Source organism: Ruegeria sp. AG7, assembly GCF_056541545.1.
This window is the reverse complement of record NZ_JBQFYP010000017.1, coordinates 44,066-60,343: the sequence shown is the minus strand read 5'-3', so window position 1 is coordinate 60,343 and position 16,278 is coordinate 44,066. Positions and strand designations below refer to the sequence as shown.

At 56.4% G+C, this 16,278-nt stretch carries 14 protein-coding genes; 1 reads left to right on the top strand and 13 read right to left on the bottom strand.

Translation table 11 applies throughout. The features are described from left to right. Nucleotides 1-433: 433 nt before the first annotated feature. The 13 genes from ACR0BF_RS17710 to ACR0BF_RS17650 form a co-directional block, all read right to left on the bottom strand. Nucleotides 434-2,215 (bottom strand): thiamine pyrophosphate-binding protein, encoded by a 1,782-nt coding sequence (locus tag ACR0BF_RS17710; RefSeq protein WP_480520406.1) that lies wholly within the window; start codon nt 2,213-2,215, stop codon nt 434-436. Next, on the bottom strand, nt 2,215-3,624 hold the full coding sequence (locus ACR0BF_RS17705) for an aldehyde dehydrogenase family protein (protein WP_480607539.1): 1,410 nt from the start codon (nt 3,622-3,624) through the stop codon (nt 2,215-2,217). Before ACR0BF_RS17705 ends, ACR0BF_RS17710 begins: the two co-directional genes overlap by 1 nt. After that, complete coding sequence (locus tag ACR0BF_RS17700; protein WP_480520410.1) at nt 3,605-4,519, bottom strand: sugar phosphate isomerase/epimerase family protein; 915 nt, start codon at nt 4,517-4,519, stop codon at nt 3,605-3,607. Before ACR0BF_RS17700 ends, ACR0BF_RS17705 begins: the two co-directional genes overlap by 20 nt. Before the next feature lie 153 nt (nt 4,520-4,672). After that, nucleotides 4,673-5,863, bottom strand: a complete 1,191-nt coding sequence (locus tag ACR0BF_RS17695; RefSeq protein ID WP_480520412.1) for a Gfo/Idh/MocA family protein — start codon at nt 5,861-5,863, stop codon at nt 4,673-4,675. Continuing rightward, nucleotides 5,856-6,410: a hypothetical protein gene (locus tag ACR0BF_RS17690; protein WP_480625433.1), complete on the bottom strand. Its 555-nt coding sequence runs from the start codon at nt 6,408-6,410 to the stop codon at nt 5,856-5,858. Before ACR0BF_RS17690 ends, ACR0BF_RS17695 begins: the two co-directional genes overlap by 8 nt. A gap of 105 nt (nt 6,411-6,515) precedes the next feature. Next, on the bottom strand, nt 6,516-7,703 hold the full coding sequence (locus ACR0BF_RS17685; protein WP_480625432.1) for a Gfo/Idh/MocA family protein: 1,188 nt from the start codon (nt 7,701-7,703) through the stop codon (nt 6,516-6,518). Further along, entirely contained in the window at nt 7,693-8,508 is an 816-nt protein-coding gene (locus ACR0BF_RS17680; RefSeq protein ID WP_480520418.1) for a citryl-CoA lyase, read from the bottom strand. The genes ACR0BF_RS17685 and ACR0BF_RS17680 overlap by 11 nt, the downstream gene beginning before the upstream one ends. Continuing rightward, nucleotides 8,505-9,437 carry a shikimate dehydrogenase gene (locus ACR0BF_RS17675; protein WP_480520420.1) on the bottom strand — a complete coding sequence of 311 codons (933 nt, stop codon included), beginning with the start codon at nt 9,435-9,437 and terminating at the stop codon, nt 8,505-8,507. Before ACR0BF_RS17675 ends, ACR0BF_RS17680 begins: the two co-directional genes overlap by 4 nt. After that, the gene (locus tag ACR0BF_RS17670; protein ID WP_480607549.1) at nt 9,379-11,265 is read right to left on the bottom strand and encodes a bifunctional sugar phosphate isomerase/epimerase/4-hydroxyphenylpyruvate dioxygenase family protein; all 1,887 of its coding nucleotides are present in this window, start codon (nt 11,263-11,265) and stop codon (nt 9,379-9,381) included. The genes ACR0BF_RS17675 and ACR0BF_RS17670 overlap by 59 nt, the downstream gene beginning before the upstream one ends. Then, complete coding sequence (locus ACR0BF_RS17665) at nt 11,265-12,560, bottom strand: TRAP transporter large permease (protein WP_170753386.1); 1,296 nt, start codon at nt 12,558-12,560, stop codon at nt 11,265-11,267. The genes ACR0BF_RS17670 and ACR0BF_RS17665 overlap by 1 nt, the downstream gene beginning before the upstream one ends. Continuing rightward, nucleotides 12,557-13,132, bottom strand: coding sequence for a TRAP transporter small permease (locus ACR0BF_RS17660; RefSeq protein ID WP_480520424.1), 576 nt, complete (start codon nt 13,130-13,132; stop codon nt 12,557-12,559). The genes ACR0BF_RS17665 and ACR0BF_RS17660 overlap by 4 nt, the downstream gene beginning before the upstream one ends. 30 nt (nt 13,133-13,162) lie before the next feature. Continuing rightward, nucleotides 13,163-14,173 (bottom strand): sialic acid TRAP transporter substrate-binding protein SiaP, encoded by a 1,011-nt coding sequence (locus ACR0BF_RS17655; RefSeq protein WP_480554957.1) that lies wholly within the window; start codon nt 14,171-14,173, stop codon nt 13,163-13,165. A gap of 87 nt (nt 14,174-14,260) precedes the next feature. Then, nucleotides 14,261-15,562, bottom strand: a complete 1,302-nt coding sequence (locus ACR0BF_RS17650) for a Gfo/Idh/MocA family protein (protein WP_480625431.1) — start codon at nt 15,560-15,562, stop codon at nt 14,261-14,263. Here ACR0BF_RS17650 and ACR0BF_RS17645 point away from each other — a divergent pair. After that, nucleotides 15,561-16,214: a GntR family transcriptional regulator gene (locus tag ACR0BF_RS17645; RefSeq protein WP_480607554.1), complete on the top strand. Its 654-nt coding sequence runs from the start codon at nt 15,561-15,563 to the stop codon at nt 16,212-16,214. The two genes, ACR0BF_RS17650 and ACR0BF_RS17645, sit on opposite strands and share 2 nt — an antisense overlap. Nucleotides 16,215-16,278 lie beyond the last annotated feature (64 nt).

Genomic DNA, 16,278 nt, shown 5'->3' with positions numbered 1-16,278 from the left:
GCCCTCTTCCGAGGCCGATAAGCCGATTGGAACCTCGCTCGCGGAATTCATCAGGGCCAGCGGAACACCACCGCACGAACAGGCCGGACAGACGACAGTACTGACGAAATCGACCGCAGAAATCGCCAAAAAACTCTTGCAATGCAGGAGCCACCCACAGATGCCGTTGGCCGCCTGTTGGTGATGCTGCGACGCATCCCGTCGAATCTGCCATTCGCTGCGAGAGAGAAAACTTGGACGCTAAGAACGCACATACTTCAGCGTTATTGCAATTTGACATTATCTCACGTGCTTCGTTGAGAATAACTAACCAACAAAAAAGTTCAGACACACAACAACGATGACCGCGCCGCGACGGAGCTGTTGATATTTGCTCGAACACGGATGAGCATTGACACAAGAAACTGGGCGCGTCTGAACGCGCCCAGTTTCGTCAAGTCGCGACGTGAGATACCTCTTTGTCCGGTGAGTATATGTCCAAGATGTTCCAATGTCCGGTCGTTGGTGTTGGGTTGTTGATCATTGGGACATCAAGAACGGTTGGTTTGCCGCTGGCGATTGCCGCTTCCAATGCGGGCAACAATTCATCAGCAGCACTGAGCCTGTGCCCTTCTGCACCATAAGCTCTTGCAATATCTGCATAACCCGGTCCGTTTGCTGGAGCTGCGGCTGATCCAGGGAACGTGGTCCCGTATGTCAGACCGTAATGCGCCTTTTGAAGGCCCGCGATAGTGCCGAAGGCGTTGTTGTTCATAACCAGCCAGATGATGCCCAGATCAAGCTCGACCGCGGTTGCCAGCATCGACGGGTTCTGACCGAACCCCCCATCGCCAACAAGACTTATCACCACACGGTCAGGGGCTGCCAGTTTTGCGCCGATCGCTCCCGGAGGGCCAAAGCCCATCGTCGCGAATCCACCCGGGGTCAGGATTGAACCGGGTGCCAGGATATCGAATTGTTGTCCGACGCCGTTCTTGTTCCATCCCACGTCCGTAGTGATAATGGCATCCTCGGGCAGTGCCTTGCGGGTATCTGCCAAAATACGTTCGGGCATCATCGGAAAGGACGACGAGGTCGCCATGTCCACGTTGCGCGCTTTGAAGTTCGTTCGGAAGTCGGTGATCTTCTGTTCCAGCGCGGGGCGTTTGAAGCCCTCAGGATACATCTCGCGGGCAACCCGGTTGACGACTCGCAAAGCGGCCTTGGCGTCAGCAACGACTCCGATCTCGGTGGGATAGTTCCGTCCAATCTCTTGCGGTTCGATGTCGATATGAATGACCTTGGAACCGGGGATGTTAAACGTGTAGCCGGGATACCAGCTGGAGCAATCGGCCTCTTTGAACCGAGTGCCGACGGCAAAGATGTAATCCGCATTCAGGCAGGACTGGTTGACCAGCTCGGTGCCCCAAAACCCGGTCATGCCCAACACCAGCGGATGGTCGTCCCGCAATGCGCCCTTGCCCATCAGGGAATGCGCGACCGGCAGGCCCATATGTTCAACGAAGTCGCGCAACTCCTCGCTGGCCTGAGCCAGAAGGATACCGCCGCCGACATAAGCGACCGGGTTTTCGGCCCTTGCCAAGGCTTCGACAATCTCGCGTGCCGTTTCATCGTCAATCGACGGTTTCTTGAGCGCGCGCGTGTTGTCGAGAATACGGTCGAAGCTGTCCGAGGGGATGACTTCCGAGAAGATGTCCATCGGCACGTTGACCAGCACCGGGCCGGGCTGTCCGCTTTCGGCCAGATGAAACGCCTTTTCCAGGATCTCGGCCATCAGGTCAGCCCGATCTACCCGCCATGCACGTTTGACAAAGGGGCGATAGATTTCCCACTGGGCGGCGTCCGCGTGCAGGTTCACCTCTTGATGCGGATGTTTGCCGTAGTAATGCGTGGGAATATCGCCTGCGATCACCACCATCGGGATACAGTCCAGTGCCGCGTTGGCGACCCCGGTGGCGCAATTGGTAAGCCCCGGGGAGAGATGGGACAACACCACCGAGGCCTTGCCCGTCACGCGGGCATAAGCGTCCGCCGCGTGACTGGCGATTTGTTCGTGCCGCACGGTAACGAAATCAATCGGGCTTTCGGCCAGAGCGGCCAGAACCGCGATATTCGTATGGCCACAAAGCCCGAACACATGCTTGACCTCACGGCGTTCGAGAAAGTCTACGATGTGCTCGGCAACGGTTTTGCCGTCCAGTTTCGCTCCGTCCATCACGCGACCTCCTGTCCGTAGAACTCACCGAACAGGTCCGGCTCCGAGGGGCGATCCTCGGGGATCGGACGGCTGACCCAGGTGTAGTTCATCATGTGTTTCATGGTGACATTTTCATTCGTGATGTTTCCGCCCCAGATGCCGCAACCAAGGCTGCTGGTCATTGGCATGCCATTGGTCCAGGCACCCGCGTTGGCCTTGGACTGAGGCTGTCGCACCATCATACGGCTGACCGGAGCCAGGCGCGCCAACCGATCGATGTGATCGTCATTGTGGCTGTAGATGCCGCAGGAATGGCCCTTGCCCCCGGTGTTGTAAATCTGGCTAACCGTTTCCAGCGCGTCATCGAATGTGTCGAAGTGATATAGCGCCATCAGCGTTGTCAGTTTTTCCTTCGAAAACTTGTGCTGCGGCCCGATTTGCCCCTGATTTTCAACCATCAGGAATTTGCGATCTTCTGGGATCGAGAACCCGGCGACCTTGGCCGTTTGCTGAGGCGGACAGGCGATGGTCGGAAACGTGCGGTTGCCCTTTTCGTCCCACATGGCCTCTTCGAGCATGGCCTTCTCTTCGTCCGAACACAGGTATCCACCTTCGGCCTCAAGCGCCTTGACCATATCGTCGTAAACCGAGCGCTGGATGATGATGTTACCGTCGGCCGAACAACCCGAACCAAAGTCAGACGTCTTGGAAATTCGGGTGTTCTGAGCGGCGATGTCCAAGTCGGCTGTCTCATCGATGACGATGGATGAATTGCCCGCGCCGACACCATAGGCTGGACGCCCTGAACTGTACGCTGCTTTGACCATGGGCTTGCCTCCCGTCGCCAAAGTCAGGTCGCAGATCTCCATCAGATGTTGCGTCAATGGTATCGACGGTTTGCGAATGGACTGAAACAAGTCCTCGGGAGCACCGGCAGCACGACAAGCTGCACGCATGACTTCGACCATTTCAAAGGTCGTGTGAGCGGTTCGCGGGTGCGGGCTGAAGATGACCGCATTCCGGGCATTTGCGGCGGACACGCCGGTCACTGGCGGTGTCATTGCTGGATTGGTCATGGGGATCAGAGACGCGATCACACCGGCAGGTTTGGCGTATTTCACGAGCCCCTTTTCTTCGTCGACTTCGACGATCCCCGTCGAGGGCGTGCGCAAGACATCACGCAGTACCATGTGGATTTTGAACCGTTTCGCTGGACGCCCTTCGCGATCTCCGATGCCGCTTTCGTCCACGCCTTGCTGGGCCAGGCGCGTGAAAGTTTTCTCGTTCCCCGCATACCACGCGATTGCTTGGGACAGGCGGTTCAGCCTGTCCTGATCCCAATCCTCAATCTCGGCCATGGCGGCGCGGGCGCGTTCCAGCATATCGACCGCCATGTTGCGATCGTTTTCAGTGAGCTCTTTGCCCATGGTGATCCTCTTGGTGTTTTGGAATTGCTGCATCGTGCATACGACGCTGTGACCGCGCCTCGCCGAATGTTCGCTTGGCGTGGCTGAGACAGCGACGCGCGTGTTCTTCATATCCCAACTCGGCCACGCGGCTTTGGTTGGGCAGTTCGATGGAATAGTCGACGGGTGGCATCCGTTCGATGATGCCGGTGAAATCGATCCATCCCTCACCGGGATATAGCCGCGCATCGCGGGCCAGTTGGATCATGCCCTCACGCGTATCGGCGATGCCGGGCAGGCAATCAGAGATATGCAGGAAGTGAAACAGGTCCGAGGGAACGTGCAACAGCTCACCAAGATCTACGCGGCTGAGGTGCAGGTAGAGCGTATCAACCAGAATACCGCCGTTGGGCTGATCAGAGGCGCGGACAATGTCCAGTGCTTCATCCAGCGTGCGCAAGCGGGAGAAGCTCGGAAACTCCAAGTCCACCGTTAACCCGTAGGGCGCTGCCAGTTCGCAGGTTTCGGAATAGACGTCGATCAGAAAGTCACGATCATCGCGGGCGTTGGTCCATGCGCTCATGATCATGCGTTTGGCGCCGAGTTCCCCTCCGATCTCCAACGAGGGCTCAAAACTGCGCGGATCGACATCTTCCGTGATGCGCGCAAGCTCGACATCGAGGACTTTCACCCCGGTGGTAGAGAGAGCCGTTTTGGTGGCCTGCACCTGCGCCTTGTCGATTGGAGACTGAGTAAATTCACCGGGCACGTGCATCGGAATGAACCGCGGGCTGACGGCATCGTAACCGGCCCGGGCGGCGATATAAACCAACTCGGGCGGCGTGCAGCCGATCAGCGTCAGATGCGCCAAGGAATAAAGAGAGGGGCTTGCGCCAGCCTCATCGGGTTTCACCATGAACGACAGCTCCACGTGTCTGCGAATCTCAAATTCATCACACGTAGTAAAAAATATCTGATATTTTTTAAAATATCAACTCTGAATGCTGCTCTGAAAATAGAAACGCCCGGGCGATGCCACGGGCGTTTTCCAACTGCTCGGATTTATGTTTTAAACTGTGACCCAATCACCGCCGGATTGGTGTGACCGGACCGAGGCACCAATGAAACGCACGCCGTCTGCACCTTGATCGACACTGGGATAAGTAAGCCAATCAGCCGGAACCGGGACACCATCCCGGCGGGCAGCCACCCCCATGGCAAATTCCGTATATAAGTTGGCCCAGGCTTCGATAATCCCCTCCGGAAAACCCCGTGCGGTACGGATCAGTCGTTCTGCACCGGGGCCGATGCCATGCCCGTGACCTCGGCTGATAATACGATCCGGTTCACCAAACCGATTGAACTTCAGCTGCTCGGACTTCTCCAAATCCCACTCGAGACCTCCTTCGCTCCCGAATATGCGCAACCGCAACCCGCCCCGGTTTCCGGGGGCAAGGCGCGTTGCCATCAGGGTTCCCGGAACCTCGTTTTGATAGCTGGTGAACATGAATACCGTGTCTTCCAAAGGCTTTGACGCGCCGCAGACGTGGAACTCGGCCCGCAGGTCGGTCATCGGCAGGCCCGAGACAAAACTGGCGAGATGCGCGGCATGGGTGCCGATATCGCCGACACAACTGGTCGGGCCTGAAATCTTGGGATCCAGCCGCCACTTTACATGAGGCGCATCGGCCACATCTTCGGGCGTCATCCAGTCTTGCATGAACTCAACATGGATCTGGTTGATCTTGCCGATACCGCCATCGGCCACGATCTGTTTCGCCTGCCGGATTACCGGAAAGCACGACATCGCATAGCCGACGGCAAAGACCTGCCCGGTGCGCGCGGTGATCTCCTCAAGCCCCTCGGCCTCGGCGACTTCATTGGTCAGGGGCTTGTCGCACAGCACGTCAATGCCCGCCTCCAGAAACGCTTTGGCCGCGTCGAAATGAACGTGGTTCGGAGTGGTGATCATCACGGCATCCACGCCATCCGGACGCGCTGCCTCAGCCTGCGCCATCTCCTCGAACGACGCATAGCACCGGTCTGCCGGCAGAAACCACTCGGCCCCGCGCGCCTTGCTGCGCGCGGCGTCAGAACTGAGCGCACCTGCGGCGACCTCCCACCGGTCGGTCATCCGCGCGGCCGTTGCTTGCGTGACAGATATCCGCCCTCCGCCAACAACGCCCAGGCGCAAACGGCGCGACAACCGGGGGAAAGGACCGTCAAAATTCAGGTTTTCGGGCAGAAGTCTCTCAGCCATTCTGAACCTCCATTTCCGGGACCCGTGCGCCCTCGGGCAGGATTTCCACCGCCATGAAGATGCTGGGGGTAATCGTCTCGTATTGATGCCAGGGATAGTTGCCTTCGGTGTCATACATCGGCTTGTGCGTCGTGCCCGGGGCCATGAACTCTTCGAGATAAAGGGTTTCAACGTCCCGTTCCCGGCATTGCTGCATTTTGCCAAAGCCAACGATTTGCGTATGCACTTCGCGAAACCCCGGTACGGGGCAGAACGGATGATCCATGTGCAATCCGACATTCAGCGGAACCGAACCCGAGTGATACATGGTCAGCCCGACGTTACCGACGAAGACCTTTGGCGACATGTAATGGCTGACACCGCGCAAACGCTCCTCTTGCCGGACGTCAAAAGCAGACGGCCACGTGTTTTTCACCTTTGCAAACAGCTGGCCGTCATCGCCGTGGGCATCAAAGCCATGGACGATCACCGCGCGCTCCACACCGTGCAAAACGCTATTTTGTACAATCACGGACGAAAGTGGCGCAACGGCTTGATCCTCGATCAAGAGGCCCCGTTCGCCAAGGTTAACACGATTGCACGGCCCTCGACGGAAATCTGTTCATCAGTGATGTGCTGGACGTCAAAGAAAGGCAGCGCAAAGTCGAGTTTTTTAACCGGCATGAGCCAGCTCCTTCCGCTCATCTTGCAGGAAATTGACCGGCAGAGGCTTCGGTGCCTCGCACCGGCTTTCTATGGTCTGATAGGCTCCGAATTTCGGTGCCCGTTCAATCGCGTCCATGACCTCGAACACATGGTAGGCAAGCGCGCCACTGGCACGGGGCTGACGCCCTTCCTGTGTGGCCAGAGCAAGGTCCAAAAGGCCTAAGCCGCGGCTGTCTTCGTTGAACCCGTGTTTGTTCTCGACCACCGGCCAGTCTTCGCGACCTGTTGGACGGGGCTGATGTGACCAGCGCGAGGTTTCGCGCGTCTTCAGCCAAACATCGCCTTGAAAGATATTGGCACCATGCACCGGGTCAGGATCCGGAATGCTGATGGTTCCGTTTTCACCATAGATCTCGAAGCGCGGGGTTTCGCTGTCCCAGACGTCGAAACTCATTGTCATCGACCCGATGGCGCCGGATGAGAACTGCAACAGGCTAAGCGAATGCGTGTCGACCTCGACATCCATCCATTCCCCGTTTCGGGGACCATTCTCGATCATCCGCTTGTCGAATGTGCGTCGTGCCATTCCGGCGACCCGATCAACGGGACCAAGACAGCAGATCATGGCGGTCAGGTAGTAAGGCCCAAGGTCCAGCAATGGCCCACCACCCACCTGATAGTAGAAATCCGGATTGGGATGATGGCGTTCCGTCCCGTGGGTTCCGACATGGGCAAATACCCCAGTTGGTTTCCCGATTGCGCCTTCGTCTATCAAGCGCCGAACGGTTTGCCAGCGACCGCCCAGAAACGTGTCGGGCGCGCAACCGACCAGCAGCCCCTTTTCGGCGGCCGCGTACAGAATCGCCTTGCCATCCGTCCGGTTCATGACCAGTGGTTTTTCCGAATAGACGTGCTTGCCCGCCTCCAAGGCGCGCAGGCTGATGTCGGCATGGGCTGCCGGGATCGTCAGGTTCAGAACGCAGTCAATCGTCGGGTCATCGAACACCTCATCCGGTGTGCAGGCCTTGGAGATGCCGTATTGATCCGCCTTGGCGCGGCTTTCCAAAGGATCGAGGCTGGCGCAGGCGACGACCTCGACGTTTGAGAAATTGGAGAGTGTTTTTAGATAAATATCGCTGATACGACCACAGCCGATAAGGCCGACCCGGAAGGATTTCGATGTCTCACGTGTCATCATTCCTGTCTTCGTAGTGGGGTAAGTAATTCGGGGGCATGGGCCCTTTGTTCCGACCGCCCTGACCCATCTGCTCCCACGCATGGGCAAGTATTCCGACCGAGCGGGACAGGCAGAACAGCCCTCGCGACAAGGGCGCAGGAAAGCCAAGTTCGCAGAAGATCACGGCTGTTGCACCATCGATATTCATGGCAATCGGCCGACCGCCGCGTTGACGACCGAGTTCGGACTGAACCTCTTCTCCGATATCGGCAAAGCGGCCAGAAACTGTACCTTCTGTCGCTGCATCACGAACAAGTTGCATCAGCCTGGGCGCGCGCGGGTCGACGGGCTTGTGAAAACGGTGGCCAAAGCCCGAGACGATCTTGCCGTACGTCTCGCGCCAGCTGTCCAGACCGTCCTGAACAGCATTAATCAGCGATGCCCCAGCATTCATGCGTTCCGAGATATCATAATACAGCTCGGCGCATTGCTCCCCTGCCCCGCCATGCACATCGCCCAGCATGTTCACCGCAGTCGCCATCGCATTATTGAGACCTACCCCGCAGGTGGCAGCCATGCGCGCCGCCGCGATTGAGGGGGCCTGTGGGCCGTGATCCACGCCTGCGACCAAAGCGGCTTCGAACAGACGCGCTTGTGCGTCGCTGGGCAGATCACCCCGCACCATCAGCCAGATCATTTGCGGAAAAGAAACGTTCCCGATCAGATCCTCTATTGCGTTGCCACGAAACGCGATCTTACCGGGTTTCATGTCAATGATGGATGTGCGCCACCATTGGCGGATTGCTTGTTCGTCGTTTGTCATACCGTTGCACCTCTAAACTCGCGCATGCGCTGCTGACGAAGTGAATCGAAAACGTTTTGAAGGCGACTGATTGAGGCGGTGCAGCCGGTGAAGATTTCAAAAGACGCTGCAGCCTGATGAACCGCCATTCCAGCACCATTCATCACTTTCAACCCAGTTGCGCGGGCCCTGCTCAGTAGGTGTGTCTCAAGCGGGAAATATACGATGTCTGCCACCCATGCATCGGGCCGCAACAGGGATGGTTCAATGACTGTTCCGGGGTACTTGCCCATTCCAAGTGGTGTTGCGTTGACCACTCCGTCCACAAGTTCGATCCGATCCAACGAAATCGAAGGGGAACCCTGAATCTTTGCATAAGGGCGCAAGACCTCTAGTCGACTGACCAGCGCCTGCGCTCGGTGGAAGTCAGGATCGATTATCTCCAGGTCTCGAACACCTGAATCAAGCAAAGCCAAAGAGACTGCACTGCCCGCGCCACCAGCTCCAAACATGAGAACCGTTTCAGTCTTCGATGATCCCAAAAAATCTCCGAAGGCACTGTGGAAACCTATGTAGTCGGTGTTGTGGCCAACCATTCGGTCGTCACAAAAAACCACCGCGTTGACAGCTTGAAGCTCCTCAGCAGTCTTGGAAAGCTCATCAAGATGATCAATGACTGATGCTTTGTAGGGATGCGTCACGTTGACCGCCGCGCAGCCTAATTCAACGGAATAATGCAGTAAATCAGCGACCGACATTCCACGAAATGGCTCTTTTGCAGTGTCGATCCTACCGTAGCTCAGATCGATACCCTGCGCCCGACCTTCTGCCTCGTGCATCTCAGGCGTCATGGAGCCAGCAATACCTTGGCCGATTAGTGCCGCCTTCATATCAGGTTGTTCCTTCCGCCATGTGGTGTCGCGCTTGGGCCGCCAATCGGAACGCAGCATTGCGCGCGCCGTAGCCGGAGTAGCCAGATCGGCGCTCAACAATTTCAAAGAAGAAGCCGTTAAAGATAGGTCGGCTGTAGATCTGAAAATACTCGGAACCCGCTGCGCGGTCGTAGAGAATGTTATCCCTGCGCATTTGGGCGATCAGGTCTTCACTTAACCCGAATGTCGCTTGCAGATCAGCGTAGTAGTTTTCTGGGATGGACAGGCTGGGAAAGCCGGACTTCCGCAATTGGGCTGAGGTTTCAAATATGTCGTCCGACTGGAAGGCTATGTGCTGAACACCGGCACCAAAACCGTCTTCAAGGAATGAAGCCGCCAGTGTTCGACGCCCAACTGCACCATTCAGGTTTAAACGCACTTCGCCCTCGGGGCTCTCGATGGCTTGGCTTTGCACAACACCTGATGGGTCGGCAACGTTTACGATCGGGGACTTTGCCATCTCAAAAGTCGAAATGTAATAGAGCAGCCAGCTTTGCATCTCATCGTTACGCATCGTCTGCGCCAGATGGTCGATGCGGCGCAGACCGGCAGGCTGGATCGCTTTGGTCTTGGCGACTGGCTCGAACTCGATGTCCCAAACCCGATGCAGATCGGATTTCTCATCTATGAAATGTACAACATTGCCACCAACACCTCGGATGGCCGGGATGTCCAGTTCCCCAGTCCCTACCGGCTGTGAGAAATTCGGCGCGCCCAACGCGGTCGCTCGCTGAACCGTCTGATCCGCATCTTTGACACGCAACCCCATGTCACACACGGAGGGGCCGTGACCCAGGAACGCCGAATGGGCGAAACCTTCCTTTTCGGTATTCACAACGATGTTTATCGCGCCCTGCCGCCACAGCTCGACGGACTTGGTTACGTGTTTTCGCTCCATTCGAAAACACATTGCTGACAGCATATCTGCCAGCTGCGCGCCGCTTGTTTCGTCGGCTGTAAATTCGACGAATTCGAAGCCTGACGCATAGACGCGTTCCGGCAGGTCCGGGATGCCGAAATCTGTTCCCGGTTCGGTCCGGGAAACCTCATCTAACAGGTTCACCAGCGACCTGTAGCTGTCTCGGGCCAGTGTCAGGCCACCGGGTTGAGGAGCTGCTTCATTGACGCGCGCAATGGACCAAGGCCCCTTGTACCCAGCGCGGGACAACACCCGCACAAAGCCCGCAAGGTTCAGTGACCCAAGCCCCGGCAGAAGCCCAAAGTGCCGTTTGAGCCTGCGAATATCCATCTCAAGTCGGGGTGCATCGGATAGCTGCACATGGAACAGCCGATCTCCAGGAATGTCCCGAAGGCGGGCTGGTTTGGACCCGTCGGCAAGCGAGAAGAAGGAATTCAAGGCCAACCCCAAATAAGGGCTGTCGATAGCTTCAACGACGCCTAACGCCTGTTCATCCGAGTGAATAAGATCCGACCATGGCAAGCCCATATAGGCCAGACGCAACCCCATTGCCTTTGCTATTTCGGCCGCCTCGCCAAGATCTGCGATTACCTGTTCTTCGGTCGCAGCGGCATCGACCTCGAATGCGGACCCAATTAGCAGCAGATCCGTACCCAACTCGCTCATCAGGTCGAGTTTGCGCTTCAGTCGATCAAAGGCGCGCTCCCGTCCGCCGCCAGACTGGCCTTCAAGGTTATGGAAAGGTTGCAGCAGGCAAATCTTCAGGCCGAGATCTGATGCTATGTTCCGAATTTGCGATGGCGGCCCGTCAAAAGCGGTCAAGTCCGGTTCGTGTAATTCGACACCCCCGAATCCCGCGTCAGCGATAGCACTCAGCTTTTCGGCCAGATCACCGGGGATCGACGTTGTCGAAACCGAGAGGCACATTATCCCTGATATCCAAACATACGCGGCAACCACAGGACCAAATCAGGCATCAGTATCATGATCACCAGGGCGAAGATGAGAACCGCGAGGAAGGCCCAGATTTCCGAGATGATTTCGCGTAGCGGAATGTCCGTCACGGCGTTGATCACAAAGAGCAGAATGCCATAGGGCGGCGTGATCAGACCGATCATCGAGTTCACGACGACCAGCACCCCGAAATGCACCAGATCAATCCCAAGCGCTTCGCAGGTTGGAATGAACAGGGGCACAATCACCAGGATGATCGTTGTTGCGTCTAACACGCATCCCAGCGCGAGGATCAGCAGGTTTACGAGGATCAGGAACACAATCGGGCTAACATCGGAACCCTCCAGCAGCGCCGAGATAGACTGAGGAATTTGCTCCTGAATGACGATGAAGTTCAGAATGAACGCGCCACCAATGACAACCCCGACGGCTGCGGAAGAGCGCGCACTGTCGACGAACACCTGATAAAGGCCGCGAAAGGTCAGCGCTCGGTAGAACAACGCTGCCAGTAGCAGGGCGTAGAATGCAGCTACGGCGGCAGCTTCGGTCGGAGTGGTGACGCCCCCATATATGCCGTATAGCAGGATTGCGGGCATCAGCAGTGCCGGAAATGCGTTGGCGGTTTTAGCCGGCAACTCGCGCAGTGGAACAGGTTCTTCCAATGCAAAGTTCCGCTTTCCGGCCAGATAATAGTTCATCGCCATGAGGACGACGCCCATGATCAGGCCCGGCAGAATACCGGCGAGAAACAGCGACCCGATGGAGGCCTTGGAAACGAGCGCGTACAAAACCATCGGGATAGAGGGCGGAATAATAGGGCCGATCGTTGCCGACGCTGCCGTGATTGCAGCTGCGTAGCCTCGGCTGTAGCGGCCATCCTTGGTCATCATTTCAATGATGATCTTCCCGATCCCCGCAGCATCCGCGACGGCCGAGCCGGACATACCCGAAAAGATCAGTGACGCTACCACGTTTACGTGCCCGAGGCCGCCCTTGAAACGACCGACAGCAGCGACGCAGAAGTTCAAAAGACGGTCCGTGATCGATCCAGCGTTCATGATATTCGCGGCGACGATGAACAAAGGCACGGCAAGCAGGATCGTGCTTTTGTAAAAGCCTTGCAGGATCTTCTCGCCCGCGAGGGCGACGTCCAGTCCGGCCGTGCCCAGGTACACTAATGAGGCCAGGAGGATGGAATAGCCGATAGGTGTCCCGATGCCTGCCAGAAGAAAGAGAGCGAGCAGGCAGGAAAGAAGTTCAAAACTCATTTTTTAACTTCCTCATCCTTTTCGACGTCGACACGGGGATGATCGTCAACCACGTTGTACCCAACGACCAGTTCCAACTCTGTCTTTGGTGGGCCATTGCGCATGACGTCGAAGAATAGCCACGCGTAGCGCGCTGCGACGACCAGCATGAATACCGCGTAAATCGAGAATACTGTGCGCAGCGGTATCTTCTCACCGGAGAACGGATTGCGGACAGTCGATGTCTTGCGGATTTTCATCCAGTCGATGTAGTCCCACGTCGGAAGGAAGCTGTAGAGCATACCGACTACGATCGCTGCGGCCGCCAGCATCGCAAAGACCTGCCGTACGCGCATCGGCACCGAAAGATAGATGATGTCGAACTTCACGTGATCCCGTTCGCGCACGATGAAAGCGCAGCTGAAGAAAATCACCCAGACCCAAAGAATGCCGATCAATTCCAGCGTCCAGCCTGCTGGGGTGAAGAAGTACCGTAGTAGAATTTGGAGAAGGAAGATAAGGAAGATTGCCGCCAGCATCCCGCCGGCAATCGCTTCGGTCAGTCGGGAGAACCCCTTCATAATGGCCTTCATTATGGTTCTCCCTCCCCTGTCTTACTGGGTTCAGTTGCCCAGAGCGTTGATCTGATCCAGAACGCCTTCGGGCCATGAGCCAGCGAATTCGCTGTCCAGATACATAGACTGTACCTGATCGCGGAACGCAGCGAGATCGGGTTCGTAAATCTCCATGCCCTGCTCTTTCAGGAAGCTGACAAGATCCTCTTCTTTCTGAAGCTGCTTCTGGCGGCCTGATTCAGCTGCTGCGTCCGCAGCTTCCTGAACCTTAGCTTGCTGTTCCGGTGTCAGCCCGTCCCAAACTTCTTTGCCGATGGCTATATAGTTCAGGTCGACCAGATGCGATGTCAGGACGATCTGATTGGTCACTTCATAGAACTTGGCGTCAACGACGGTCGGCAACGGGTTATCCTGCCCGTCAACGGCACCGGTCGACAGCGCGGTATAGACTTCGGAGAAGGCCATCGGTGTCGGCGCGGCACCCAGCGCCTTGCCAAGGAACTGCCATGCGTCGGTGCCCGGCATCCGCAGATTCACGCCTTCCAAGTCTGCGGGCGTCGTGACTGTCAGCTCATCCTTGGGCTGGCGCAGGTTCACCTGACGACGGCCCAGATACATGACCGACAGCAGTTTGACGCCTAGTTCTTCTTCGGCCTTCTGCTTAAAGGCATCCATCAAGGGATCGTTGAAGACAGCTACCTGATGCGCGGCGTCCTGGTGGACATAGCCTGCGGTAAAGATCGAAAACTCGGGGAAGAACTGTGCCAGTTCCTGCGCCGAGGTGATCGACATTTCCAGGTTACCCCGGCTGATGGCGTCCAACTCGGTGCCTTGGGCAAAGATGGTTCCATTATAGCTGGGCTCGTAGCTTGCGAAATCAGCGACCATGGGCGCGAAAACCTCGGCCATAGCGACCGAGCGCTGGTCGGTCTCCGATCCTGATGTTGCGAGGCGAAGTTGCACTTTGTCTTCCGCCAGCGCACCGCTTGTTGCGCTAAACAGAACACCGGTTGCAACCAGGGCTGATACAGCAGCCCGGCGGGTAAGTTTGGTAATCACTTTGCTCCTCCCTGAGACATCATGATGCATTTTCCGATTCTGAGTTTTGACCTATTTTGGACATTTTGCAAGATTTTTTACAAAATATCAGATATTTTTAATTACCTGCAATCTCTGTTGTTGCGTTTCCCGAAGGTTTCTTATCCTGACAGTCTCGCCAGTCCTGCAGGAATTCTGTATAGCTTCAATAACTTGGAGTGTTTTAAAACCTTCCCATCCAGACACAATCGGATCTGCTCCGCGCCGAGCGACTTCAACAAAGTGCCTGAGTTGATTGACCAAGGGGTCGGATGCACCCTTCTTCAGCGCGGTTGATGAGATTGGCGTCCACCAATCCCTTTGCTCGCTCTGGTAACTCCACAGTCGAAGATCGGGAACGGACAACGACCCGTGAGAGCCACCTATCATGTAGCTACTCTCAGTGGTCGAAGGATAGATTGGATATTCCTGAGACGTCATCTCCCAGCTCCATGGAGCAACGATGCTGTCGGACACACTTATGGTTCCTATCGCTCCGCTTTCGAACGTCAACAGAGCACCGGCAACATCTTCGTTGTCGTAACCCCGCTGCGATGCAGCCGACCGCGCCTGTACGGTCATGACTTCTCCGGCCAGGTACCGCAGCAGATCCACATCGTGGACAAGATTGACCGAGATGGGCCCTGCGCCGGGTTTCTTTCGCCAGGGCGCAGCATCAAAATATTCGTCTGGCTTATAAAACCAGCAATTCGCATGGACAGCGCGCACATCTCCAATCTTCCCATCGACAATGGCTTCCTTAGCCGCCCTGATCAGAGGATTGTGTCTGCGATGATGTCCGACCATCATTGGCACATTGGCCTTCTCCGCTGCTTGGACAAGCTCCAGTGCAGTGGTGGCTTCCACGGCGATCGGTTTTTCGACAAGAACGGGACAACCATGTCGAACACACGTGAGGCCTTGTTCAACATGAAGCGTGGTCGGGGTCGCAAGAACAGCTCCGTCCGGCGTCTGAATTGCAAACATTTCCTCGAGGGTTTCGTAACATGCGACCCCGTGCTCAACGGCGTAAGCACGGCCTTCATCGCTGGGGTCGACCACCGCGACGAGATCAACATGGCGCAACGCTCGTATAGCGTCTGCGTGGCGGCGTCCAACAAGGCCAATGCCGACAATGGCAATGCGAAAGTTCTTAGACACTTTGCTTCCTTCCGGAGGGTCCGGAAAATCCCGAAACCGATGATTGCGATCGGGCTGCTTTGCCCAACTTGGCCACGACCGTATTGGGGTTTTCGCGATTCCGCAATAATGTATGATATTTTTATTTTTACCATACATCAGTTTGGATTGCTGATGTCTCTGAAAAATGCTAATTGAACGAGGAAACTGATAATATCGGGTGAAACGCATGGCGAAACAGCCGTCTACGATAGGTGCAAGTATCTATCAGCGCATCAAGCGGGACATCATCTTCGGGGAGTTGCAGCCCGGCTCCAAACTGAAGCTGGACGCCCTGAAGGAACGCTACTCGGCAAGCCTTTCGACACTTCGTGAAACGCTGAACCGGCTCGCCAGCGATGGATTTGTCGAAGCTCCCGAGCAACGGGGTTTTCTGGTCACGCCAGTTTCACGAGAAGACCTGACCGAGATTTCAGAGCTGCGCGTTCTGTTGGAATGCCACGCGTTAGAGTTGTCCATTGCGAATGGCGACACGGACTGGGAAGGCAACCTCGTTGCCGCACACCACAAACTGCACCTGATGGAACAGCAGCTTCTCAAGGGCGACGAGTCCGAGAAAGAAACCTGGAAACGATATGATTGGGAGTTTCACCAAGCGATGATCGCGGCCTGCAACTCCAAGAACCTTCTGTCTCTGCACTCGATCATCTACGACAAGTATCTGCGGTATCAGATGCTGGTGCTGACATATCGCGGCGAAGAGGCCGTCAAGGAACACAAGGGCATGTTCGATGCCGCGCTGGCCAGAGACGCTGACACGGCCAAGAAACTGTTGGAAGATCACATCCGAAACGGCCTCACCCACACGTTGGAGGCTATGTAATGCGACATGCTGATTGTGTGCTTCGACGTCTTCAGGTCGATTTGGCAGGGAATATCTCAATATT